General features: G+C 70.4%; 21 protein-coding genes. 13 read left to right on the top strand and 8 right to left on the bottom strand.

Annotated features, from left to right (window positions below):
• Positions 1-7: 7 nt before the first annotated feature.
• Complete coding sequence (locus OIE67_RS51390) at positions 8-652, bottom strand: TetR/AcrR family transcriptional regulator (RefSeq protein ID WP_326645748.1); 645 nt, start codon at positions 650-652, stop codon at positions 8-10.
• Between the two features lie 72 nt (positions 653-724).
• On the opposite strand from OIE67_RS51390, the gene OIE67_RS51385 reads away from it, so the two are divergent.
• Positions 725-2,137, top strand: coding sequence for a DHA2 family efflux MFS transporter permease subunit (locus tag OIE67_RS51385; RefSeq protein WP_326634448.1), 1,413 nt, complete (start codon positions 725-727; stop codon positions 2,135-2,137).
• On the opposite strand, the gene OIE67_RS51380 is transcribed toward OIE67_RS51385, so the two are convergent.
• Positions 2,098-3,978 (bottom strand): ABC transporter ATP-binding protein, encoded by a 1,881-nt coding sequence (locus tag OIE67_RS51380; RefSeq protein ID WP_326634446.1) that lies wholly within the window; start codon positions 3,976-3,978, stop codon positions 2,098-2,100. The genes OIE67_RS51385 and OIE67_RS51380 overlap by 40 nt on opposite strands.
• Before the next feature lie 34 nt (positions 3,979-4,012).
• Positions 4,013-6,088: a PhoX family protein gene (locus tag OIE67_RS51375; RefSeq protein WP_326634444.1), complete on the bottom strand. Its 2,076-nt coding sequence runs from the start codon at positions 6,086-6,088 to the stop codon at positions 4,013-4,015.
• Between the two features lie 129 nt (positions 6,089-6,217).
• Here OIE67_RS51375 and OIE67_RS51370 point away from each other — a divergent pair, with 129 nt between their 5' ends.
• Positions 6,218-6,640, top strand: coding sequence for a sterol carrier family protein (locus OIE67_RS51370; RefSeq protein WP_326645746.1), 423 nt, complete (start codon positions 6,218-6,220; stop codon positions 6,638-6,640).
• A gap of 34 nt (positions 6,641-6,674) precedes the next feature.
• Here the strand turns inward: OIE67_RS51370 and OIE67_RS51365 are convergent, their stop codons facing one another.
• Complete coding sequence (locus OIE67_RS51365; protein WP_326634441.1) at positions 6,675-7,724, bottom strand: hypothetical protein; 1,050 nt, start codon at positions 7,722-7,724, stop codon at positions 6,675-6,677.
• A gap of 198 nt (positions 7,725-7,922) precedes the next feature.
• Here OIE67_RS51365 and purF point away from each other — a divergent pair, with 198 nt between their 5' ends.
• The 5 genes from purF to OIE67_RS51340 all read left to right on the top strand — a co-directional run bounded on the left by purF (position 7,923) and on the right by OIE67_RS51340 (position 14,017).
• On the top strand, positions 7,923-9,359 hold the full coding sequence (gene purF, locus OIE67_RS51360; protein WP_106241782.1) for an amidophosphoribosyltransferase: 1,437 nt from the start codon (positions 7,923-7,925) through the stop codon (positions 9,357-9,359).
• Positions 9,356-10,381, top strand: coding sequence for a phosphoribosylformylglycinamidine cyclo-ligase (gene purM, locus OIE67_RS51355; RefSeq protein WP_106241779.1), 1,026 nt, complete (start codon positions 9,356-9,358; stop codon positions 10,379-10,381). The genes purF and purM overlap by 4 nt, the downstream gene beginning before the upstream one ends.
• A 498-nt stretch (positions 10,382-10,879) precedes the next feature.
• Positions 10,880-12,016, top strand: a complete 1,137-nt coding sequence (locus OIE67_RS51350; RefSeq protein WP_326634438.1) for a serine hydrolase domain-containing protein — start codon at positions 10,880-10,882, stop codon at positions 12,014-12,016.
• A 206-nt stretch (positions 12,017-12,222) separates the two neighbouring features.
• Entirely contained in the window at positions 12,223-12,654 is a 432-nt protein-coding gene (locus OIE67_RS51345) for a transposase (RefSeq protein ID WP_407674811.1), read from the top strand.
• Positions 12,655-12,745: 91 nt separating this feature from the next.
• Complete coding sequence (locus tag OIE67_RS51340) at positions 12,746-14,017, top strand: sensor histidine kinase (RefSeq protein WP_326634436.1); 1,272 nt, start codon at positions 12,746-12,748, stop codon at positions 14,015-14,017.
• Positions 14,018-14,547: 530 nt separating this feature from the next.
• Here the strand turns inward: OIE67_RS51340 and OIE67_RS51335 are convergent.
• The 3 genes from OIE67_RS51335 to OIE67_RS51325 all read right to left on the bottom strand — a co-directional run bounded on the left by OIE67_RS51335 (position 14,548) and on the right by OIE67_RS51325 (position 16,960).
• Complete coding sequence (locus OIE67_RS51335; protein ID WP_326634434.1) at positions 14,548-14,979, bottom strand: BP74-related protein; 432 nt, start codon at positions 14,977-14,979, stop codon at positions 14,548-14,550.
• A gap of 525 nt (positions 14,980-15,504) precedes the next feature.
• The gene (locus OIE67_RS51330) at positions 15,505-15,729 is read right to left on the bottom strand and encodes a DUF3073 domain-containing protein (protein WP_326634432.1); all 225 of its coding nucleotides are present in this window, start codon (positions 15,727-15,729) and stop codon (positions 15,505-15,507) included.
• 151 nt (positions 15,730-15,880) lie between these two features.
• Positions 15,881-16,960: a Glu/Leu/Phe/Val family dehydrogenase gene (locus OIE67_RS51325; RefSeq protein WP_326634429.1), complete on the bottom strand. Its 1,080-nt coding sequence runs from the start codon at positions 16,958-16,960 to the stop codon at positions 15,881-15,883.
• 107 nt (positions 16,961-17,067) lie between these two features.
• Between OIE67_RS51325 and OIE67_RS51320 the strand changes: the two genes are divergently transcribed.
• Positions 17,068-17,931 (top strand): hypothetical protein, encoded by an 864-nt coding sequence (locus tag OIE67_RS51320; protein WP_106241777.1) that lies wholly within the window; start codon positions 17,068-17,070, stop codon positions 17,929-17,931.
• A 322-nt stretch (positions 17,932-18,253) separates the two neighbouring features.
• Entirely contained in the window at positions 18,254-18,457 is a 204-nt protein-coding gene (gene bldC / locus OIE67_RS51315) for a developmental transcriptional regulator BldC (RefSeq protein ID WP_013133571.1), read from the top strand.
• A 280-nt stretch (positions 18,458-18,737) separates the two neighbouring features.
• Here bldC and OIE67_RS51310 read toward each other — a convergent pair whose 3' ends face one another.
• Positions 18,738-19,388 carry a TetR/AcrR family transcriptional regulator gene (locus OIE67_RS51310; RefSeq protein WP_245955933.1) on the bottom strand — a complete coding sequence of 217 codons (651 nt, stop codon included), beginning with the start codon at positions 19,386-19,388 and terminating at the stop codon, positions 18,738-18,740.
• A gap of 168 nt (positions 19,389-19,556) precedes the next feature.
• On the opposite strand from OIE67_RS51310, the gene OIE67_RS51305 reads away from it, so the two are divergent.
• The 4 genes from OIE67_RS51305 (at position 19,557) to OIE67_RS51290 (ending at position 23,542) form a co-directional block, all read left to right on the top strand.
• Positions 19,557-20,606: a LacI family DNA-binding transcriptional regulator gene (locus OIE67_RS51305; RefSeq protein WP_407674810.1), complete on the top strand. Its 1,050-nt coding sequence runs from the start codon at positions 19,557-19,559 to the stop codon at positions 20,604-20,606.
• A gap of 121 nt (positions 20,607-20,727) precedes the next feature.
• Positions 20,728-20,976, top strand: coding sequence for a hypothetical protein (locus tag OIE67_RS51300; RefSeq protein ID WP_106241771.1), 249 nt, complete (start codon positions 20,728-20,730; stop codon positions 20,974-20,976).
• Between the two features lie 149 nt (positions 20,977-21,125).
• On the top strand, positions 21,126-21,953 hold the full coding sequence (locus OIE67_RS51295) for an N-acetylmuramoyl-L-alanine amidase (RefSeq protein WP_326634371.1): 828 nt from the start codon (positions 21,126-21,128) through the stop codon (positions 21,951-21,953).
• Positions 21,950-23,542, top strand: coding sequence for a beta-N-acetylhexosaminidase (locus OIE67_RS51290; protein ID WP_326634369.1), 1,593 nt, complete (start codon positions 21,950-21,952; stop codon positions 23,540-23,542). The genes OIE67_RS51295 and OIE67_RS51290 overlap by 4 nt, the downstream gene beginning before the upstream one ends.
• The last annotated feature ends 2 nt before the right edge of the window (positions 23,543-23,544 follow it).

Genomic DNA, 23,544 nt, shown 5'->3' with positions numbered 1-23,544 from the left:
CATGACCCTAACGCCTGGCGGCCAGCGACTCGATGCCGGACAGGACGAGGTCGACGCCGAAGGTGTCGTACAGGCCGGGAGGCGTCCCCCCGGCCAGCGCGCGGGCGCTCTGCACCAGGTGGGGGTAGCGCTGCACGGGCAGTGACGAAAGGCCCACCTGCTTGATCCGCACCTGCTCCTCCCAGTTGCAGTCGGCCCTGACGTGGACGGGCGCGTCCGCGATGGCGATGGCGCTCTGCAGCAGGTATTTGGTGATCAGGCAGCTCTCGTCCACGCTGAAGCCGGCCGCGCGGGCCAGCCCGAGTGCGCGGTCCCAGACCACCAGGAAGTGCTCCACCTCGACCGGGTCGATCTGCTCGATCACGCTCTTGGCGCAGGGGTGGGTGCGCAGCGTCCTGATCAGGCCCTCGATCAGGTCGCGGAGCTGGTCCTGCCAGGGGCGTTCGTCGGCGGGCTTGGGCGCGAAGCCGCCGATCAGGTGGTCGGCCATGCCGACGAGCAGTTGCTCCTTGTTCTTGAAGTGCCAGTAGAGGGCCATCGGGGTCACGCCGAGGTCGGTGGCCAGGCGGCGGATCGTCACGGCTTCGAGGCCCTCGGCGTCGCCGATCTCCAGGGCCCGCTCCGCGATCGCCCGCGCGGTCAGTTTTCCCATCACGGTTGACAACTATACGACGTACAAGTTCAACTATACGGCGTACAAGTACGCTGTATAGGAGGAGATCTCATGCGATGGTGGGCCCTGGCCGCGGTGACTCTGGGCACCTTCATGACCTACCTGGACAACAACGTGGGCAACGTCGCCCTGCCCACGATCCAGCGCGACCTGGGGCTGACGATCTCGGGGCTGGAGTGGATCGTCAGCTCGTACATCCTGGTCTTCGCCGGCCTCATGCTCGTCGGCGGGCGGCTGGCCGACGTGTACGGCGCCCGCCGGGTCTTCCTCGGCGGCCTGACCGTCTTCACCCTTGCCTCACTGGCGGCCGGCCTCGCCACCTCGGGCGGCATGCTGGTCGCGGCGCGAGCCGTCCAGGGAGTCGGCGCGGCCCTGCTCACCCCCACGGCGCTCGCGCTGATCAGCCAGATCTTCCCCGACCCCGCCGAGCGCGGCCGGGCCGTGGGCGTCTGGAGCATGGCGGGGGCGCTGTCGATGGCGCTCGGGCCGGTCGTGGGCGGGTTCATCAGCGAGAACCTGCACTGGGGCTGGATCTACCTGGTCAACGTCCCCATCGGCGTGGTGACGGCGGGGCTGGCGCTGTGGGCGGTCAGGCCCGCGTTCGAGCGGGTGCGCCACCACCTCGACGTGCCCGGCCTGGTCACCTCGGCGGTGGCCCTGTTCGCGCTGACGTACGCGCTCATCGAGGGCGAGAGCGCCGGCTGGACCTCCCCCGAGATCCTCGCCGCGGCAGGCGTGTTCGTGCTCGCGGCCGTGGCGTTCGTGCTGGCCGAGTCGCGCGCGGCGGAGCCGATGGTGGCGGTGTCGCTGTTCAGGTCACGGGTGTTCAGCGGCGGGCTGCTGACCAGCGGGATCTGGTCGTTCGGGGTGTTCGGGATCTACTTCTTCAGCGCCCTGTGGCTGCAGAACGTGCTCGGCTTCACCCCCACCCAGGCGGGCGCGTCGTTCGTGCCGATGGCGCTGACCATGGCCGTGGTCGCGCTCCTGTCGCAGCGGATCAGCGCCGCGCTCGGCATCGGCCGCACGGTGGCGCTCGGGATGGCGCTCATGGGAGCGGCGATCTTCCTGATCTCCCGCGTCGGCGCCGACGGCGGCTTCGCCGACGTCGCCCCCTGGTTCCTCCTGTACGGCCTCGGCGGCGGCCTGCTCGTCCCGCTGACCTCCGCCGTGCTCGGCGGCATGCCCAAGGCCCGCGCCGGGGTGGCGTCGGGCGTGCTCAACGTCTCCCGCGAGGTCTTCGGGCTGCTCGGCATCACCGTGCTGGGCGCGTTCCTCAGTTCCAGGCAGAGCGGCAGCGACCTGCCGCCGCTGCCCGCCTTCCTGGACGCCTACCAGTTCACGCTCGTCATCGCGGCCGCCGTGGTGGTGGCGGCGATCCCGATCGCGCTCTACTCGCTGCGCGACCGGGCCGAGCCGGACGAGCCTCAGGCCGCCGCCCCCGTCACCGTGGGGTCCTCGAACTGAGTGCGGTGGAGCTCCTCGTAACGGCCGCCGGCGGCGAGCAGTTCGGCGTGCGTGCCACGCTCGACCACCCGCCCGTCCTCGATGACGAGGATGACGTCGGCGGCCCTGATCGTGGAGAGCCGGTGCGCGATCACCACGGCGGTCCGGCCGGCCAGCGCCTCGCCCAGCGCCGCCTGCACGGCCGCCTCCGAGGTCGAGTCGAGCGCCGCCGTGGCCTCGTCCAGGATCACCACCCTGGGCCTGGCCAGCAGCAGCCGGGCGATCGTCAGGCGCTGGCGCTCGCCGCCCGACAGCCGGTAGCCGCGCTCGCCGACGACCGTGTCGAGCCCGTCGGGCAGCGACTCGATGAGAGCGGCCAGGCGAGCGCGGGAGAGCGCGTCCCAGATCTCCTCCTCGCTCGCCTCCGGCCTGGCCAGCAGCAGGTTGGCGCGGATGGTCTCGTGGAACAGGTGGCCGTCCTGGGTGACCATGCCGAGCGTGTCGCGGATGGAGTCGGCGCTCAGGTCGCGGACGTCCACCCCGCCGAGCCGGACCGCGCCCGAGTCGACGTCGTACAGTCGGGGCAGCAGTTGCGCGATCGTGGACTTGCCCGCTCCCGACGAGCCGACCAGCGCCACCATCTGACCGGGCTCGGCTCGGAACGAGACGCCGTGCAGCACCTCCTCGCCGCCGCGCGTGTCGAGCGTGGCGACCTCCTCCAGCGAGGCGAGCGAGACCTTGTCGGCCGAGGGGTAGGCGAAGCGCACGTCGTCGAACTCGACCGACACCGGGCCCTCCGGCACCTCGCGGGCGTCCGGCCGCTCCTGGATGAGCGGCTTGAGGTCGAGCACCTCGAAGACGCGCTCGAAGCTGACGAACGCGCTCATGACGTCCACGCGGGCGCTGGCCAGCGCGGTCAGGGGCGCGTAGAGGCGGGTGAGCAGCATGGCCATCGACACCAGGGCGCCGGGGGCGAGCTGGCCGCGCAGGGCGTAGAAGCCGCCCAGGCCGTACACGAGGGCCAGGGCCAGCGCGGACACCAGCGTCAGCGCGGTGACGAAGGCCGACTGGGTCATCGCCGAGCGCACCCCGATGTCGCGCACCCGGCGGGCCCTGCTCGCGAACTCGGCCGACTCGTGCGCGGGCCGGCCGAACAGCTTGACCAGCGTCGCGCCCGGCGCGGAGAAGCGCTCGGTCATCTGCGTGCCCATGGCCGCGTTGTGGTCGGCCGCCTCGCGCCGCAGCCGGGCGATCCTGGTGCCCATCCGCCGGGCCGGCAGCACGAAGACGGGCAGGAGCAGCAGCGCGAGCAGGGTGATCTGCCAGGAGATGCCGATCATCGCGATCAGCGTCAGCACGAGCGTCACGACGTTGCCCGCCACGCCCGACAGCGTGTCGGTGAAGGCCCGCTGGGCGCCGATCACGTCGTTGTTGAGCCGGCTGACCAGCGCGCCGGTGCGGGTCCTGGTGAAGAACGCGATCGGCATCTTCTGCACGTGGTCGAAGACGGCCGTGCGCAGGTCGAGGATGAGGCTCTCGCCCAGGCCCGCCGACAGCCACCGGTTCACCAGCCCGAGGCCGGCCTCGGCGACGGCCAGGGCGGCGATCGCCAGCGCCACCGTGACGACCACCTGGAGCGGCTCGCCGGTGAAGATGGCGTCGACCACCCGGCCCGCGAGCAGCGGCGCGCCCACCGCCAGGCCCGCCGTCACGACGCTGAGCACCAGGAACCAGGCCAGCCTGCGGCGGTGCGGGCGGGCGAAGCCGCCGATGCGCCGCAGCGTCTCCCTGGAGACGCTGCGGCGCTGCTGCTGGTTGTTCATCGAGTACAGCTGGTGCCAGGCGGTCATTTCCATGCTCATGGCATGGACCCTATGACCTCAAGTTAAGCTGAGGTCAAGCGCCGATCTTCTTGCCCTGCCCGTGCCAGACCACCGCGACCGAGGGGCGCGGCTGGTCGCCGTCCGGCCAGTGGCTGCTCGGCGCGTCCGGGCTCGCTCCGTCGGTCTCGCCCGGGTGCTGCACCGCCACGAAGACGCTGCGCTGGTCCGCCGTGACGAGCGGGCCGCAGGTCTCGGCGCCGACCGGCACGGTGAGGAACTGGCGCAGGTGGCCGCGCTCCCTGCCCTTGACCGGCATCACGAACAGGCCGTCGTTCGTGCCCAGCGCGTTGCCGTCCGTGGAGATCCAGAGGTTGCCGTCCTTGTCGAACGTGACGTTGTCCGGGCAGGAGATCGGCGAGACCTTGCTCTTGTCGTAGCCGGCGAAGTAGGTGGCGGGGTCGTCCGGATCGCCGCAGACCAGCGGGATCGACCAGGCGAACCTCTTCTCGCCGGCGTCGCCGCGCCGCTCCACGATCTCCAGGACGTGGCCGTGCTTGTTCGCCGAACGCGGGTTGGCCTCGTCGGCCTCGGCCGCGGTGCGGTTGGTGTTGTTGGTCAGGGCCACGTACACGCCGCCGGTGACCGGGTTGCGCTCGATGTCCTCGGGGCGGTCCATCTTGGTCGCGCCCACCTTGTCGGCGGCCGAACGGGTGTGAACCAGCACCTCGGCGGCGGACATGCCGTCCACGTACGACCTGTCGCCCGAGACCAGCGGGATCCACTCGCCCGAGCCGTCGAACTCGCCGTCGGCGGGCGCCTTGCCGGAGCCGTCGATCTCGGCGGCCGGGCTGTCGCCGGTGAACTTGGCCACGTACAGGGTGCCCTCGTCCAGCAGCGTGCGGTTGTGCCGGTCGAAACCGGGCTTGTAGCGCTCCTTGGAGACGAACTTGTAGACGTACTCGTAGCGCGAGTCGTCGCCCATGTAGACGACCAGGCGGCCGTCACGGGCCAGCGTGGTGTTGGCGGCCTCGTGCTTGAACCGGCCGAGCGCGGTGCGCTTGACCGGCGTGGAGTCGGGGTCGAACGGGTCGATCTCCACGATCCACCCGAACCTGTTGGCCTCGTTCGGGTGCTTGGCCAGGTCGAAGCGCTCCTCGACGCGGTCGAACCTGCGACTGCTCGACGGGACACCGGTCTGGATCGTGTAGCGGGTGATGTACGGCTTCTGCGCCGCCGGCACCTTGTCGCCGTTGACGAAGTACTGGTCGAAGTTCTCCTCGGCGGTCAGCACCGTGCCCCACGGAGTGGTGCCGCCCGAGCAGTTGTTCAGCATGCCGACGGGGCTGACGCCCTTGGGGTCGGCCGCCGTCCTGAGCAGGGCGTGCCCGGCCGCCGGGCCGCTGAAGCGCATCTTCGTCTGGGCCGTGATGCGCCGGTTGTAGCGGCGGCGGCCCCTGGTGACCAGCTTCCACTCGCCCTTGCCGCCGGAGCGCTCGATCTCCACGACCGAGCCGCCGTGCGCGGCCAGCCCGATCCTGATCTGCTCCTCGGTCGCCTCCGCGCCGCCGGTGTAGCCGCGGAACATCAGGCTCTCGTCGGTGTACTCGTGGTTCACCCAGAGCAGCGCCCGGTCCCTGCCCATGGGCAGCAGCGTCACGTAGTCGCAGTTGTAGCCGAACTGCTTGCTCTGGGCGTCGGCGCTCTGGCCGTCGAAGTCGAACTCCGGCGCTCCGGGCAGCACCGGGTCGCCCCAGCGCACCACCACGGAGGAACGGTAACCGTCCGGGATGCTCAGCTTGTCGTCCTTGTTCGGCGGCACCGGGGTGAAGCGGAGGTCGGCGCCGCCGTGCCCCCTGCCCCTGGCGGCGGCCTCCGCCGGCTCATCCGCGAAGGCCGGAACGCCCGCGCCCGCCACCCCCGCCACTCCCGCGCCGGCCACGAGGGCGCCGAGCGCACCGGCCCGCAGCACGCCGCGCCGCGACAGCGCCTCACGCACCACGTCGCCGAAGTAGGCGTTGGCGGTGGTGTTGGCCACGTCATGCGCGCACGCGTTGCCGCAGCGGAACTGACACGTCAGCGCGGATCGGCCACCTTGGTGCGGAGCGGACAGCAACGGCAGCAGCCGCCGTCCCGCGTTGGGGTTCGCCACAGGTCCTCCAAGAATGTGCGCAGTTGTACGGCGGGGACGCTACGGCCACTGTCGAAACCGGAGGTGAACGACGACCTCCGTCTCGATGAACGCTTCCCGGGAGACAATGGTGGGGTGCCACCACGGAAGATGGACCGGGAAAAGCTGAGATCGGCCCTCGACGCCCAGCTCGTCGCCCTGGACGAGCCGCCCTACGACGGCCCGGCGTCCGCCCTGCCCGGCGCGCTCGTGGCCGCCGTGCTGGCCGCCTACGACCGGGGGCTGCGGCCGGAACGTGAGGCGGCCAGGCAGGCCGTGCGCCACCTGCTCGACAGACTGGCGACGGCCGCGCCGGGCCGCACCGTCGAGGTGCGCGTGCCCCCTTACGCGGCCGTCCAGGCCGTCGCGGGGCCCCGCCACACCCGCGGCACCCCGCCGAACGTGGTCGAGACCGACGGGCGGACCTGGATCGAGCTCGCCCTCGGCCGGCTGACCTGGGACGAGGCCATGGCCAAAGGCGCGATCTCCGCCAGCGGGGCGCGCGCCGACCTGTCGGCGCACCTGCCGCTCTGACGGCGCCGGCTGACCTGCCGGCGCAGCCGCCGCTCTAGCGGCTGCCGTTCATCCAGGGGAACTTCGACTCGAAGCAGCGGTCGGCGAGCTGGCCCGGCAGGTGGGCGCACTCCTGCACCACGTTCCAGAACCAGATGGCCACGATCGCGAACAGGATCAGCGACAGGACGCTGATCACGATGCCGGCGATGGCGCGGCCCCTGCCGACGTGCCTGACCAGGGCCACGCAGCCGAAGGCGATCGACAGGATGGCCGTGATGAGGCCGGTGAAGCAGACGAAGACCAGGAACGGGCTGGCCACTCCCAGGACGAGCGAGGCGGTGGCCAGGCCGCTGCCGGGGGCCGGCTGCTGGTATCCGCCGTACGGGGACGGCTGGGCGCCGTAGGGGGATCCGGGGGGCGGGGGGTAGCCGGGCGGGCCGCCGTACGGGCTGGAGGGCATCGTGCCCGGCACGGCCTGGTCCTGCTCCCGTGCCGTCCCGCCCTGGTACGCCGGCGGGGCCTCCTGCCCGCCGTACGACGGGCCCTGAGGCGGGCCCTGGGATGGGCCCTGGGATGGGCCCTGAGATGGACTCTGCTCGTAGCGTGAGGGCGCCTGCCTGGGCGGCGGCTCCTCCTCGTGCGGCGTGCCGCTCCAGCCCGGATACGACGGGGTCGCGCCGGGCACCGGGAACACCTGGGTCGACTCGGCGTCCGCGCCCGCGGCGGGCGGCGGGGTCTCCGGCGAGGTGGGCAGATCGGGATGGGACGGCCCGTCGCCCGGCCGGGGCTCGTGCACCGGCGGCGTGTCGGGCTCCGGCGCGTCCGGCCGCGGCGTGTCCGGCCGCGGCGCCACCGGCGGCCTGGGCGCGATCGGCTCGCCGCCCGGCCGCGGCTCCTCCCCCTGCGCCGGCTCGCCGCCCCTGGACGGCTCGTCACCACGGGACGGCTCCTCCGGCGGCCTGCCCTCGCTCCGCTCACCGCCCCTGGACGGCTCCTGCGGCGGCATGCCCTCGTTCCACCACGCGGGCTCGCCCTCGTCGTGGCGGCCTTCGCGCGGGTCCTGCCCCTGGCGGGGCTCGTTCGGGTCCCCAGGTGTGCTCACGTCTGCGTCTCCCGCCGGGTCAGCATGCCGGATACTTCACCCTTTCGCGGAAGCGGTCCGCTAAACCGCGCGACACGGTAATACCGTGCCCAACCTTGGGCCACCATGTGCCAAAGTTCCAGGTCGGAGGCGGCCCGGGGGCCCCGATATCGGCCCCGGGTGTGCGAGCACGGAAGCCGCCGACCTAGACTGAGGCATGTGCTGAAGGGCGACGGCCGGCTCGGCCATGACCTGGACCCCCACGACCGCGCACCTAAAGACGCCTGTGGCGTCTTCGGCGTCTGGGCTCCGGGCGAGGAAGTTTCCAAACTCACCTACTACGGGCTGTACGCGTTGCAGCACCGCGGGCAGGAGTCCGCGGGCATCGCGGCCAGCGAGGGCAGCCGCATTCTCGTCTACAAGGACATGGGCCTGGTGGCCCAGGTCTTCGACGAGTCGGTGCTCAGCACCCTGCGCGGCCACCTGGCGATCGGTCACTGCCGCTACTCCACCACCGGATCCAGCGTGTGGGAGAACGCGCAGCCCACGCTGAGCTCGACCGACGTGGGCGGGCTCGCGCTGGCCCACAACGGCAACCTGATCAACACCCCGGAGCTGGCCCAGCGGCTTGAGCCCGGCTCCATCCGCGCGACCACCGACACCGAGGTCCTGACCACGCTGCTCGCGCAGGACCGCACCCGTTCCGTCGAAGACGCGGCCGCCGAGCTGCTCCCGCAGGTCAAGGGCGCGTACACGCTGGTCTTCATGGACGAGAAGACCCTTTACGCCGCCCGCGACCCGCAGGGCATCCGCCCGCTGGTCCTCGGCCGCCTGGAGCGCGGCTGGGTGGTGGCCTCCGAGACGGCGGCGCTCGACATCGTCGGCGCCACGTTCGTCCGCGAGGTCGAGCCGGGCGAGATGCTCACCATCGACGAGCGCGGCGTCAGGTCGCGCCGCTTCGCGCTGGCCGAGCCCAAGGGCTGCCTGTTCGAGTACGTCTACCTCGCCCGCCCCGACACCACCATCGCCGGGCGCGGCGTGCAGGTCACCCGGGTCGAGGTGGGCCGCGTGCTGGCCCGCGAGCACCCGGTCGAGGCCGACCTGGTCATCCCGACGCCCGAGTCCGGCACGCCCGCCGCCGTGGGCTACGCCGAGGAGAGCGGCATCCCCTACGGCCAGGGCCTGGTGAAGAACTCCTACGTGGGCCGCACGTTCATCCAGCCGTCGCAGACCATCCGCCAGCTCGGCATCCGGCTCAAGCTCAACCCGCTGCGCGAGGTCGTCGAGGGCAAGCGGCTGGTGGTCGTGGACGACTCGATCGTGCGCGGCAACACCCAGCGGGCCATCGTCAAGATGCTGCGCGAGGCGGGAGCGCGTGAGGTGCACGTACGCATCTCCTCCCCGCCCGTGCAGTGGCCGTGCTTCTACGGCATCGACTTCGCCACCAGGGCGGAGCTGATCGCGGGCTCGCTGTCGGTCGAGGAGATCAGGGCCTCGCTGGGGGCCGACTCGCTCGGCTACATCTCCCTGGAGGGCCTGACCAAGGCCACCACCATCCCGTCCGAGCGCCTGTGCAGGGCCTGCTTCGACGGCACCTACCCGATCCCGATCGACCAGGACAACGTGGGCAAGTTCGTGTTGGAGAGCAAGGCGTGAGCACCTACGAGGCCGCCGGGGTCGACATCGAGGCGGGCGAGCGGGCCGTGGCCCTGATGAAGGACAAGGTGGCGCGCTCGCGGCGGCCGGAGGTGGTCGACGACGCCAGCGGCTTCGCCGGGCTCTTCGACGCCTCCGCGCTGCTGCGCTACCGGCGTCCGCTGCTGGCCAGCTCGACCGACGGCGTCGGCACCAAGGTCATGATCGCTCAGCGGTACGGCAAGCACGACACGATCGGCATCGACCTGGTCGGCATGGTCCTCGACGACCTGGTGGTCTGCGGGGCCGAGCCGCTGTTCATGACCGACTACATCGCCTGCGGCAAGCTGGTGCCCGAGCGCGTCGCCGAGATCGTCGGCGGCGTGGCCGAGGGCTGCCGGCTGGCCGGGGCCGCGCTGGTGGGCGGCGAGACGGCCGAGCACCCGGGGGCGATGGGCCCGGACGAGTACGACCTGGCGGGCGCGGGCACCGGCGTCGTGGAGGCGGCGGCCATGCTCGGCCCCGACCGCGTGGCGGCCGGTGACGTGGTGCTGGCGCTGGCCTCGTCGGGCGTCCACTCCAACGGCTACTCGCTGGTGCGTCACGTGCTGCGCGAGGCTTCGCTCTCGCTCGACACCGTGCTGCCCGAGCTGGACCGGCCGCTGGGAGAGGAGCTGCTGGAGCCGACGCGGATCTACTCGCTCGACTGCCTGGAGCTGGCCCGCGCGGTCGACGTGCACGCCTACGCGCACATCACCGGCGGCGGGATCGAGAACAACCTGTCCAGGTCGCTGCCGGCCGGCCTCGACGCGCTGCTCGACCGGTCGTCCTGGACGCCGCCCGCGGTCTTCGGGGTGCTGGCCGGGCACGGGAAGATCGCCCAGCGGGACATGGACCGCACGTTCAACCTCGGGATCGGCATGGCGGCCGTCGTGGCCCCCGACGTCGCCGACGCGGCGATCAGGCTGCTGGCCGGGCGCGGGCTGGACGCCTGGGTGCTGGGCGAGATCGTGCCCGGCACCGGCCAGGCCCGCTACCGCTGACTGCAAGCCCCCCATGGGGACGCTTGACTGCAAGGTCTTCCATAGGGGGCGCTGCACGCACGGGATTTCAGGCAGCGCCTCCCAAGGGAGGCTCCGCCCCCCTTTCGAAACCCCCCGAAAAGCACGTTCGCTTGCGCTCGCCGAACCCGCCCGGGCCCCGATTACACGGTGGGCTCGGTCGCGTGGACCGACGCCGACCACCGCAGGGCGAAGGGCAACGGATCAGTGTGGTTCACCGGCAGCTGGTCCGGCACGAAGTGCCAGAACCCGGTACGGAGGCCACCGCCATGGCAGTCTGCCGGTGGAAGTACCCCGACTGCGCCTACGCCGTGGGTGAATGTCCGGCCAACCCGTTCACCCATCACTACCTGCCAGCTGTCTTGATCGGTAGCGCTAGCTGTACCGACAGACTCCAGCCCTCGGGATCGAGGAGGTGATCACCCCGGCGACATGCTTTGGGGGTCAGCGAATGACCGCCACCCCTCCTGAGGAATCCTGATGAACAAGCCCCGCCGGACCGCCCTGCTCGCCCTCGGCGCCCTCGCCTTCACCCTGACCGCACCAGCCGTCTCGGCACCCGCCCAGGCCGGGACCGTCAGGCCGCTACAGAAGGCGCTGGACGGCCTCGTCAAGAAGGACAAGTTCCCGGCCGCGCTGGCCACGGTGCGGGACGAGTACGGGCAGGAGCAGTTCTACACCGCGGGTGTGGGAGACCTGAAGACCAAGAGTGAGGTCCCACAGGACGGCCGCGTACGCATCGCCAGCAACACCAAGATGTTCACCGCCACCGTGATGCTGCAGCTCGCCGGCGAGGGCAAGATCAAACTGGACATGCCGATCGAGAAGTATCTGCCGGGACTGGTCCGCGGCAAGGGCGGCGACGGCCGCAAGATCACCGTCCGGCAGATCCTGCAGCACACCAGCGGACTGCCCGACTACGACGAGGTGGTCTTCCAGGACTTCCCGAAGTCGCTGCACACGTACTGGAAGCCGCAGCAGCTGGTGGGCTACGCGCTGAAGAAGAAGGCGCTGTTCAAGCCGGGCAAGGGCTGGAGCTACAGCAACACCAACTACGTGCTGGCCGGGCTGATCGTGGAGAAGGTCACCGGCCGCTCGATCGGCGACCAGATCACCTCGCGGATCATTACGCCCCTCGGCCTGCACGACACGTACTGGCCGGACGCCCGCGACCAGGGCATCCAGGGCCCGCACCCGCACGGCTACCTGGCGACCAGCCCCAAGCAGCCCTGGACCGACGTCACCACTTTCGATCCCTCCTCGGGCTGGGCGGCAGGGGAGCTGATCGGCACCCCCGGTGACCTCAACCGCTTCATGGTCGCGCTGGTCAACGGCGCCCTGCTCGAGCCCGAGCAGCTCGCGGAGATGAAGAAGACGGTCGCCGCGCCCACCTTCGACATCACCGGCAGCGCGCGCTACGGCCTGGGGCTGGGCACGTTCAAGCTGAGCTGTGGCGGCTTCGCCTGGACCCACGGCGGTGATGCCCCCGGCTACACCACGCGCAACGCCGTAACCAAGGACGGCAGGGCGGCCGCCGTCGCCGTCACCGGCGGGCCCCGCTCCATCAAGGCGGCCAAGAACGTGGAGAAGGCCCTCGACACCGCCCTGTGCGACTGACAGTGATGATGGAGGTGAGCGCTTCCCGCCAGGGCCTGACCCAGCGACTGACTGACCTCGAGGTCCTCAACGGGATCTGTCCGCCCTGGCAGGGAAGCGCTCATGTGCACTCACCGGACGCGGCACCTGTGAGCCCGATCGCAAAACCCGTCGCTTCCAGGGCAAGTCCGACCCGATCGACGCCATCGCCGCCGCCAAGGCCGCTCTTGCCGGCGACCGCACCGGCACCCCCCAAGCAACGCGACGGCCGCATCGAAGCGCTGCGCAACCTGCGCATCGCCCGGCGCAGCGCGATCGACCAGCGCGCCGACACCCAACGCCAGATCAAAGCCCTGATCGTCACCGCCCCCGACGCGCTCCGCCGGCGCCTGCGCGGCCTGACGAGCACGAAACTGCGCCTGACCGCCGTCCACGGCGTCGGCCCGGACACCGCCGGGCAACTCCTGGTCACCGCCGGCGAGAACTACGACCGCATCCACAGCGAGGCCGCCTTCGCCATGCTCTGCGGCGTCGCGCCGATCCCCGCCTTCTCCGGCAAGACCACCCGCCACCGCCTCAACCGCGACGGTGACCGCCAAGCCAACGCAGCTATCTACCAGCCGAGGACATCGGGATTCGCGAGTAAATCCACCTTTTGACAATAATCCTGACGAACCGACAAGTTCGGTATAGCCTGCTGTACCTCCGGTGATGATCCATAACGGCCTGTAAGCGGCCGAGGAGGTACGGATGGCGGCCGGTAATGGCCAGATCCTTCGGCGATGGCCGGCACGGTGGGACCTGCTCGCCCGTGGCCGACTCACCCTCGACGCGCTCGAACACCTCGTCAGCGGCATGGGCACGGGCGTCCTGGCGCTGGTGGCGCTGCTGTCCTTGGTCCTCACCGCCCTGATCTGCCTGGTCGGCGTCGGGCTGTTCCTGGTGCCGGCCGCGCTGCGCGGGCTGCGCGCGGTCGCCAACCGGGAACGGGCCCGGCTCTCCCGCTGGGGAACTGAGGAGATCATCGCTCCGCTCCCACCGCCGGCCGGGCTGCGCGCTGCCCTCGCCGACCCGGCTGTGCGCCGCGAGCTGGCCTGGGTCGTCACGCACGCCTCCGGAGGGCTGTTCCTCGGCGTGCTCGCCCTTACTCTCCCCATCCACGCCGTGCAGGACGCCACCTTCTCGTTGTGGTGGTGGCTGTTGCCGCCAGGCGAGGCCTCCGACGCCACCTACGGCTTGTGGGCCGTGAATGACGCGCCCAGCGCTCTCGCCGTCGCCGGGCTGGCCCCGATCGAGATCGCCCTCACCATGATCTTCGCGCCTCGCATGGCCCAGCTGCAGGCCTGGACAGGCCGCCGGCTGCTGCGGCCAGGGCCCGACGTCGATCTGACCCTCCGGGTGGCGCAGCTCACCGCGACCCGCGCCGCCGCCCTCGACGCACACGCCGCCGAACTACGACGGATCGAGCGGTCGCTGCACGACGGGACGCAGAACCGCCTCGTCGCAGTCAACGTGCTGGTCGGGGCGGCGCTCCGGGCCCTGGAACGCGATCCCGCCTCCGCCAAGGCTCCGCTGGAACGGGCGCAGACCGCCGCCGAGCAGGCACTCGGTGAGCTCCGGGGCGTCGTACGCACGATCCTGCCGCCCGTGCTGACCGACCGCAGCCTCGCCGAAGCGCTCACGGGCCTGGCCGCGGCCTGCCCAGTGCCCTGCAGGATCGACGCCGACATCCCGGTCAGGGCCGCCGCGTCCGTCGAGGCGACTGCCTACTTCGTGGTGGCCGAGGCGCTGACCAACATCGCCAAGCACAGCCAGGCCCGGCATGCCGTCGTCAACGTGCGCCGCCGGGACGGCAATCTGCACGTCCAGGTCGTGGACGACGGCCGAGGCGGGGCGAACGAGGACGGCTCCGGGATCGTCGGTGTCCGCCGGCGGATCGAGGCGCATGACGGGTCGTTCACACTGAGCAGCCCGCCCAGCGGGCCGACCATCCTCAACGTGACCCTGCCCTGCGGAACATGAGGCCCCATCCTGAAGGGCTCCTCAAAACTCGAATCACTGGCAGCCTCGTGTTTCGCAGTTTTTTTGATCGCGTGCCGATGGCGAAGGGGATGTTTCCGCGTACTCTCGCTGGTCTGCGGGGCGGAGGTGGAGAGGCGGGAGGAGCATCGGCGGTGACTGAAACACCCTGGTAGAAGGTGAATCCGCCGATGCTCCCTGATGGCACGTTACCGTCGCTGGCCGCGCTGCCGGCGGACTTCCGGTCCTGTTTGACCGCGCCAGGTCACCGCTCGTTCGCCGCTTTGGTGGTGGGGTTGATCGCGCAGACGCGGCGGCGCACGGTGTGCGGCTGGGGGCTCGCCGTTGAACGCCTTCCAGATCGCCTTCGAAGGCCGCCTCACCCCAGCCAACCTCTGAACACTTCAACAACCAAGATCAGCCGTTAAGTTGACGCTCCCGCATGGCCCGTGCTCGTGGGGCCGTCCCGGCACATGGGTCCGGCCCCCGGAGCTGGTTGTCCGGGGCCCGCGACGCAGGTTGGCGTCAGGCGGCTACGGGCTCGGGAGTTCGCGCACGAGCCTGGAAGTCCAGGGGCACCAGACGAGGCCGGGCAGGAACGCTCCGCCGGCCTCGTCCAGGTGATCTTCGACGTAGGGGATGGTGGCGTCGCAGACCTCGATGGCGACGTCGAAGAAGTCGACTGTGTCGGGGTTCAGGTTGTAGCTCCAGCGCGGGTTGTAGGGAGCGGTTCTCTTGAGGATGCGCCCGTAGACATGCGGCCTGTCCGTGGTGGTGCCGCTGAGTAGGTCGCGGGCGTGCTGGATCTTGACCGGGTCGGTGAGCTGGACGACGAATTGTTCGCGGGTGATGTCGGTCATCACGAAGTAGGCGGGGCCCGCCGCCTGGGCGGGCGCCGGGGCGGCGACGCTGAACGTCGCCATGACGGTGAGGACGGCGAGGAGCTTGGTCAGGATGCGGTGCACGGTGACCCCATTTCACTGCGCGCGATTACTTTTAGTCGCGCTTTGCAAGCGCTAAGTAATCACGGGAAGATTAGAGGAGCCCCTTACGTCATAGTGACAGCAGCGTCACCGTCAGCAGCGGACAGCCGCGCTGATCTCCCCCAACCGTGCCGCAACGACACGATTCCGCGTGACTCTCCCGAAGAGTCACCGGTGTGGGGGACTCCCGAAGCCCCAATCCGAGCGACAGCTCCCAGCAGGATCCCGCTGCCCCCCTTGCAACCAGGGCCGGACGTGGATCTTCAGATGGGCATAGGAACCGGCCCACGAGTGGGCGCTGGGCGAGCGGTAGCGAGCGGGGTTCGAAAGGGGGCGAAGCCTCCTTGGGAGACGCTGCCTGGAACCCCGACGCGCGAAGCGCCCCCCGTGGAAAGCCGTGCAGTTAAGGGCTGTCAAGGAACGCAACGAAAGCCCCACGGTTGCCCGTGGGGCCCGACGAACGTGTACGAGGAGCCGGCGCGGTGAGACGCCGGGCCCTCGGCCACATCAACCCGGAGAACGGCCGTCGTCGTCTTCTCCGGCGCCATAGTCATCGGCGTAATCGGCATAGCGATCCGCCAGCTCATCATCGCGGTCGTCGGCGTCGTCATTGCTGCCGGGGTCGCCGACCCCGAGTTCGTCGCGAAGACGGTCAAGATCCGTGCCACCGCTGTTGTACTTCAGCTGGCGAGCAACCTTGACCTGCTTGGCCTTTGCTCGGCCGCGCCCCATTGGCTCGACCCCCTCGTGTGGGGTCGTCCCCGACCCCTCGTCGCTAACGCACCACACACTGACGCCGCCTGACTTTGGGCGTCAGCCTATCGTTCGCCTATTACCGTACCTGTTTTGTGCCCAGCTCGGTACGTCGTATGGACGTGGGGCGTCAGCGGCCCAGCCAAATGCCCCTAATCCGCCCGACTTCCGACATTCTGCGCTCGGCCAGCCTATCTGCTGCCACCGCCGGCGGAACGCCCTCCTCGGCGGCGATTCCGTAGATCTTCAGAGTCGTGTCGTAGATCTGGGTCGCCTTCGACCTGGCTCGTTCCATGTCGAAACCGTCGATCTCGTCAGCGACCTGAATCACACCGCCGGAATTGACGACGTAGTCGGGCGCGTACAGGATGCCGCGTTCGGCGAGTTGTTTCTCGACGCCCGGATGGGCGAGCTGGTTGTTGGCCGCACCACAGACGATCTTCGCCTTGAGCGCGGCCACCGAGTCGTCGTCGAGCGCGCCGCCCAGCGCGCAGGGCGCGAAGACGTCGATGTCGGCCGTCGTCAGCGCACGCGCGTCGGCGACCACCTCGACCTCGGGATGACGCTGGCGCACCCGTTCGACCGCTCTCGGGTCGACGTCGCAGACCACGACGTCGGCGCCGTCCTCGCGGAGCAGCCCGACCAGGCGGTGGCCCACCTTGCCGACCCCCTCCACGCCGACCCGCCTGCCGTGCAGCGACGGCGTGCCGAAGACCCGCTCGGCCGAGGCCCGCATGCCCTGGAACACGCCGAAGGCGGTGAGGATCGAGGAGTCGCCGGCCCCGCCGTGGGCCAGGGTGCGGCCGGTGGCGAAGCGCGTCTCGCGCGCGACGATGTCCATGTCCTCGCTGTAGGTGCCCACGTCGCAGGCGGTGATGTAGCGCCCGCCGAGCGACTGGACGAACCTGCCGTAGGCGCGCAGCAGCGCCTCGCTCTTGTCGCGCGCCGGGTCGCCGATGATGACGGCCTTGCCGCCGCCCAGATCGAGGCCCGCCAGCGCGTTCTTGTACGCCATGCCCTTGGCGAGGTTGAGCACGTCGGCCAGGGCCGCCTGCTCGCTCTCGTACGGATAGAACCTGGTGCCTCCCAGTGCCGGCCCCAGCGCCGTGTTGTGGATGGCGATGATGGCACGCAGGCCGCTCTGCTCGTCGGCGCAGAACACGACCTGCTCATGGACGTCCTTGTGGGACGCTCCGAAGACGTCGGTCACGGTAGTGACTCCCTGTCCGGTCCACCGCACCTTCGCGGCGGAGATCACCTCACAGAGTAGTAAGCCTCGACGGTGCGCGCAGGATCGCTTCGTGACACGATGCCTCCGTGCTGCCCTATGCCGCCTACCTCCGTGTCTATGAGCCACTGACCGCGTTCGCCGAGTCCGAGCGCAAGGTGTGGGCCGACTACGCCGACTCACGGGACCGCCCGCGCCGCGCGAACGCGCTCAATGCGGAGCACGGCGAGTCCGTCACGCGCCTGCTCGGCATGCCCCCTCAACCCGTTCCCGCCCAGGAGAGCCCCAACGCCTATCTCCGGCGTGTCGAGGACCGGCTCTATGTGTGTCCCTGGCAGACCCGGCTGCGCTCGTGGCTGGCGTTCTCACGGCTTCGTGGCACCACGCCCGTGAAACTGATGGACCACCTCGTGCCCAAGCCGATCGCCGAGCAGACGGCCGACGACTTCGACCGCTACAAGCGGAGGGCCGGATCGTCGGCGCTGCGCACCCACATCCGCACCACGGCGTGGCATGTGCCGCCGTCGTGGTTCGTGCCGTTTGATGGGAACGAGCGCTGGCTGGTGCTCGGCTCGGCCAATCCGGGGCAGGACGTGACCACCACTACGGGGCGTAACTTGATCTACGTCACCTCCATGGCGCAGGCCAGGAGGCGGGCGGCGCGCGCGCTCAACGTCCTGCGCCGCCATCTGGGCGACGTGGCCTCCAACTTCGACGTCGAGGACATCGCCAGGTGGCTGGAGGACTTCCACCCCCACAGCCTGGTCGAACTCGACTACGGCGGGCTCGTGCACCTCATGGACGACGACGCGCTGCAGGCGGACCAGTCCGTCGCGGAGCTCTCCGCGGCCCTGACGGGCCTGGACACGGGTCAAGAAGAACTTGCCTACGCCATGTACCAGAGGGTCATCCTCCGGTGGAAGTCAATGCAACTACTGGAATCTGCCAACTGAACCCCAATACGGCCGTCTGACCTGCATGAGTAGGTCACGTCTCGCGGCTGCTCTCTTCTGCGAACTGAGTAGTTTGCCGTTTTCACTGCGATACCACGAAACGTGTCGCTAGAATCACCGAGCGTGACATGGCCACGGGGGCGGGCAGTTGGGTCAAAGAAGGGCTCGCCAATCGCTCTGCGTGGCGGTATGGTCACATCGGGTGATGCCGCATATGGCTCGGAAAAGCCGCACGCTCTGCGCCATAGGGGGACATCCGTGACACGCGCAAAGGCAGTCACAGGATCGCTAAGCCGGTCCACACGGAGGAGAGGCCGCACAAATGTCAGCTCGTACACCCGAGGCCGAGCCGCTGCTCACGCCCGCTGAGGTCGCGACCATGTTCAGGGTCGACCCCAAGACCGTTACGCGGTGGGCCAAGGCGGGCAAGTTGACGTCGATTCGTACCCTCGGCGGTCATCGGCGTTACCGGGAGACCGAGGTTCGAGCACTGCTCGCGGGGATTCCGCAGCAGCGCTCCGAGTAGCTGGAGGGGTCGTCACGGACCTCAGGGGGGTTTGAAGGGGTGGACCAGGCCGGCACCGGCCCGGTCCACCGCTGTGACGACATGACGTCGCACGGGAAGTTGGCGCCGCCCGCCCGGCGCCACCTCCCCGGGGCACGCCGTCCCGCCGTCGCGCGCTGCCGCGACGACGACACACGGTGACGAAAACGGTGACGGCACGCGGGAACGAGACCCGCGGACGCCGTCGCGGGAACGACGCCTCAGGCACGTCACCTTCAGCGAGGCAGCCGACCCGAGGCTGTCACGCCAGCCGCTCGAGCAGCCTGGCGACGTCACCGTCATGGGCGGCGGCGACGCCGAGCAGCGCGATCATGTGATCGACGAGCAGCTTCTCGAGTGTCGGCCGCTCTATGTCGCGATACTCGAGCCAGTCGAGGCCGGCCGTCTCCACGGAGGCGATCCACGACCGCAGGGTCGTGCGCAGCACCGGGCTGGGATCCTCGACGCCCATCTGCTTCTGGATCAACCGGAAGAGCCGGCGGCGCACGCCGTCGACGATCTCACCGACCTCGCCGCTCCTGTTGGCCGGGCCGCCGCGCAGCAGCGCCGCGAAGCCCGCCGCGTGTTCCTCGACGAAGTCGAAGTAGCGACTGAGCCCGGAGGCCAGCTCGTCGAGCGGCCTGCCGCCCCCGTGGGGCCGCAGCCGGGACTCCAGCTGCTCCGCCGCGCTCCGCAGCGCGGCCACGTAGAGCTCCTGCTTGCCGCCGAAGTAGTGGTAGACCAGCGCCCGCGAAGCTCCCGCCGCCGAGGCCACGTCGTCGATCGAGACGTCTTCCGCGTCGCGGGTGCTGAACAGCTCCAGCGCCGCCGCCATCAGCTCTTCCCTGCGCCGGTCCACGCTGAGCCTGCGCCGCGCCGGCCGAGCCGTCTCGGCTGCCTTCCCGGGTGTCACACCTGCACAGTATCCGACGGCCTGCCCAATAGCGGACGCGCGACCGCCCAGTCAACACCGACCTCGGGGTGAGCAAGGTTGCGCCAATCCGTAACGAAGGCCGTACCCTGCGGCTAACTCGATCGTTTGGTGAGACAGGTGCCCATATCCGCATCGCGGGGGAGACACATGTCAGGACCGCCCGTCAACTCTTCAACCATCGCCGAGCTCAGAGAGGTAGACACACTGCCTCGGCCCAGACCGACCATCCGTAACGTCGCCGAACGAGCCGGCGTCTCGAAATCGCTGGTCTCTCTCGTGCTGCGCGGATCCCCGCACGTGAGCGAGCACCGGCGCCAGGCCGTGCTGCAGGCGGCCCGCGAGCTCGGCTACCGGCCGAACGCGGTCGCGCGCAGCCTGGTCGAAGGTCGTACGCATCTGGTGGGCGCGCTCGTCGCCGACCTGCACAACCCGTTCTACGCGGAGTTCCTCGACGGACTGCAGGAGAGCCTGCACGGCGACGGCCTGCGCATGCTGATCGGGAACAGCCAGTGGGACCCGGCGTTCGAGGACGAGGCCGTGGAGGCCTTCCTCGAATTAAGGGTCGACGGGCTGGTCCTGCTCGGCATCGCGCCGACCAACGAGACGCTGATCGAGGCCACCGCGTACACCCCCACGGTCGTCGTAGGGGAACGTGACATCGAGCTCGACGGCGTCGACATCGTGGTCGACGACGACCAGCTCGGCGCCCGGTTGGCCATCGATCACCTGGTCGAACACGGCCACAAGCGGATCGCGCACATCGAGGGCCGGCGCTCGTCACGCTGCGAGGGTTATCTCGTGGCGATGCGCAGGCATTCGCTGGCGCCGTACATCATGGTCGAGGCCGCCGACTCGACGGAGGAGGGCGGCAGGGACGCGGCCGTCGCGCTGCTGACCCGCGACCCCAGGCCCACGGCGATCTTCGCCGCCAACGACGTGGTCGCTCTCGGCGTGCTGTCCGCCGCGAGCGAGCTGGGCCTGCGCGTGCCCGAGGACCTGTCGGTGGTCGGCTACGACAACACGCACCTGTCGGCCTCCCACCACATCTCGCTCACCTCGGTCGACCAGCCGCGCCGGGCCATGGGCCGTTCGGCCGCCGCGCTGCTGAGCGACCGGATCGGCGATCCGGGCAAGGTCGCGCGACTGAGGGAGGTACGCCCTGAGCTGATCGTGCGGCGCAGCACGGGCCCGGCTTAAGAGCGGGCCAAGCCTGGGTCAAGCCGTGTGGAGACGCGGCCGCACGGCGGTTTACTCGTCAGGGTCATGCTAATTGTGGCCGGATTCGGTCCGGTCACGATCTGATCCGGGGGGAACAGTCATGCGTGATCCGGAACTGGTGTCCTGCGCCCAGCGCGCCGCGGCCGAGCTAGAGCGCGCTTGGGGGCAATGGCGAGCGGGCAGGGGACGGGGCACCGATGGCGGCGCCGAGTCGGTCGCCAGCTACGTCGCCCACTCGCTGGACCATCCGTGGGGCCGCCCCCGTGTCGTTCTCGGGCTCGACGCCGAGGACGCGCGGGAGCTGGCCGCCCTGCTCGAACGGCAGGAGGTCGGAGAGCGCGTCTGGTGAGGCGCGCCCGGTGACACGCCTCTGACGGCGGCGTGTCCGATGAGACGCCTCTGACGGGGCGTGTCCGGTGAGGGCTGACGGCGTGCCGCCTTGCGCCACGCTTGGCATAAGACAGGCTTGAGCTCCTGGTTTGCCGTAAGTTGGACGGCATGCGTGCTCTACCAGCCACAGTCCTCGCCGTCTGCGGCCTGATCGCCTCCGCGTGTGGCGGCACCGGCTCCGGTGACGCCGCGGCAGGTCAGGCCGCCCCCGCGACGCCGGCGGGGCAGGCTTCCTCCTCCTCCGCGCCCGCGAAGGACGCGCCGCCGGAGGCCAAGCCGCTCGACGGCAAGGTCATCGTCATCGACCCCGGCCACAACGGCGGCAACTACCGCAATCCCACGGCGGTCAACCGCAAGGTCAACGTGCTGACCAAGTGGAAGCCCTGCGACACGACCGGCACCGCCACCAACGACGGCTACAGCGAGGCCGCCTTCACCTGGGACGTGTCCAAGCGGATGGTGAAAATCCTCAAGGGCCGGGGCGCCACGGTCAAGCTGACCCGCGGCGACAACAACAGTGTCGGGCCGTGCATCACGCAGCGGGCCGCCATCGGCAACAAGGCCAGGGCCGACGCCGCCATCTCCGTGCACGCCGATGGCTCGGGCCCGGCCAACCACGGCTTCCACGTCATCATGCCGAAGAAGATCAAGGGCCCGGTGGACAAGGTCGTGGGCGCGTCCAGCAGGCTCGGCATCGCCGTACGCGACGCCTACCGCAAGGGCACGGGCCTGCCCTACTCCACCTACATCGGCACCAAGGCGCTCGACTACCGCAACGACCTGGGCGGGCTCAACCTGTCCACGGTGCCGAAGATCTTCATCGAGACCGGAAACATGCGCAACGCCGCCGAGGCGGCCAAGTTCAAGGACCCCGCGTTCCGGCAGCGGATCGCCCTGGCGCTGGCCAACGGATTGCAGCACTATCTCGAAGCATGATTCCTCGCCCGCAGTTGTTCAGTGATCTGTCCGCCTCCTCTGTGCTGACCTCTGGCGTGACGGTGTCCGGCGACCTGGTCGACCCCGTACGCACGGCTCTGGCCGGGCTCGACCCGCTCCCGGGCGACTCCGGTGAGATCGACGTGCGCCGCGATCCCGCGCTGGGCGAGGAGGCGTACCGGCTGACGACCGGGTCGCGGGGCGTGGAGATCGTGGCGGGCGGCCCGGCGGGCGCGTTCTACGCGGCGCAGTCGCTGCGCCAGCTGCTGCCCCCGGCCTCTTTCCGGTTCTCGGCCGGCGCGTCGTGGCCCATCCCGGGGGTGCGGATCGAGGACGCGCCGCGTTTCGCCTGGCGCGGGCTGCACCTCGACGTGGCCCGGCACTTCTTCCCCAAGCGGGAGATCCTGCGGCTGATCGACCTGATGGCGCTGCACAAGCTGAACCGGCTGCACCTGCACCTGGTGGACGACCAGGGGTGGCGGGTGGAGAGCCCGGCCTATCCGCTGCTGCACGAGGTCTCCTCGCACCGGCCGCGGACGGCGACGAACTTCCACCGCGAGCCGGAGAGCTACGACGACCTCCCGCACGGCGGCTACTACACGCTCGACGACCTGGCCGAGATGGGCGCGTACGCCCGCTCGCGGCACGTCACGATCGTCCCCGAGATCGACGTACCCGGGCACGCGTCGGCGATCCTGGCCGCCTACCCGGCATTCGGCGTCACCGGTGAGCCCTACGACGTGCTCGACCGCTGGGGCATCTCCCCGGCCATCCTGTCGCCGCTGCCGCCGACCGTGGAGTTCCTGACCACGATCTTCGACGAGATCATCGGGGCGCTGGGCGAGACCCCCTTCGTGCACATCGGCGGCGACGAGGTCGTGCTCGACCACTGGGCCGAGTCGGCCGAGATCGGCGCCTACCGCGACTCGCTCGGGCTGGAGAGCGTCAACGACCTGCAGGCATGGTTCCTGCGCCGGCTGGCGGACGCGCTGGCCGAGCGGGGCGCCCGCGCCGTGGTGTGGGACGAGGCGTTCGTCAGCGGGCGGCTGCGGCAGGACACCGTGGTGATGCCGTGGCGCGGCATGGGCGTGGGCCGCCGGGCCGCCGCCGCGGGACACGACGTGGTGGCGACGCCGGTCTTCCCGCTCTACTTCGACTACGCCGAATCCTCCTCGCCCGACGAGCCGATGGCCATCGGGGACGCGACCACGGTCGAGGACGTGGCCGCCTTCGAGCCCGCCCCGGCGGACTGGACGGAGGAGGAGCGGGCCCGCGTCCTGGGGGTGCAGGCCCAGCTCTGGACCGAGCGGGTGCCCGACGCCCGTACCGTGGACTACCGCCTGTGGCCCAGGGCCTGCGCGCTGGCCGAGGTGGCCTGGTCGGGCACGGCCTCCCCCGACTTCGACGGGCGGCTGACGGAGCACCTCGCCCGGCTCGACGCGCTCGGCGTCGAATACCGGCCCGCGGCTGGGCCGCACCCGTGGCAGCGCCGCCGGAGGCACCGTCCGGGCCGGGTGCCCGTCACCGAGGTGATGGCCAGGATCGACGCCATGACGTACGACGCGGAGTCGACCCGGCCGAGCCTGTGATC

Source organism: Nonomuraea fuscirosea (assembly GCF_035917475.1).
GTDB classification, from domain to species: domain Bacteria; phylum Actinomycetota; class Actinomycetes; order Streptosporangiales; family Streptosporangiaceae; genus Nonomuraea; species Nonomuraea fuscirosea.
Note: the sequence above shows the minus strand (reverse complement) of the source record. Positions and strands in the feature narration are given on the sequence as shown.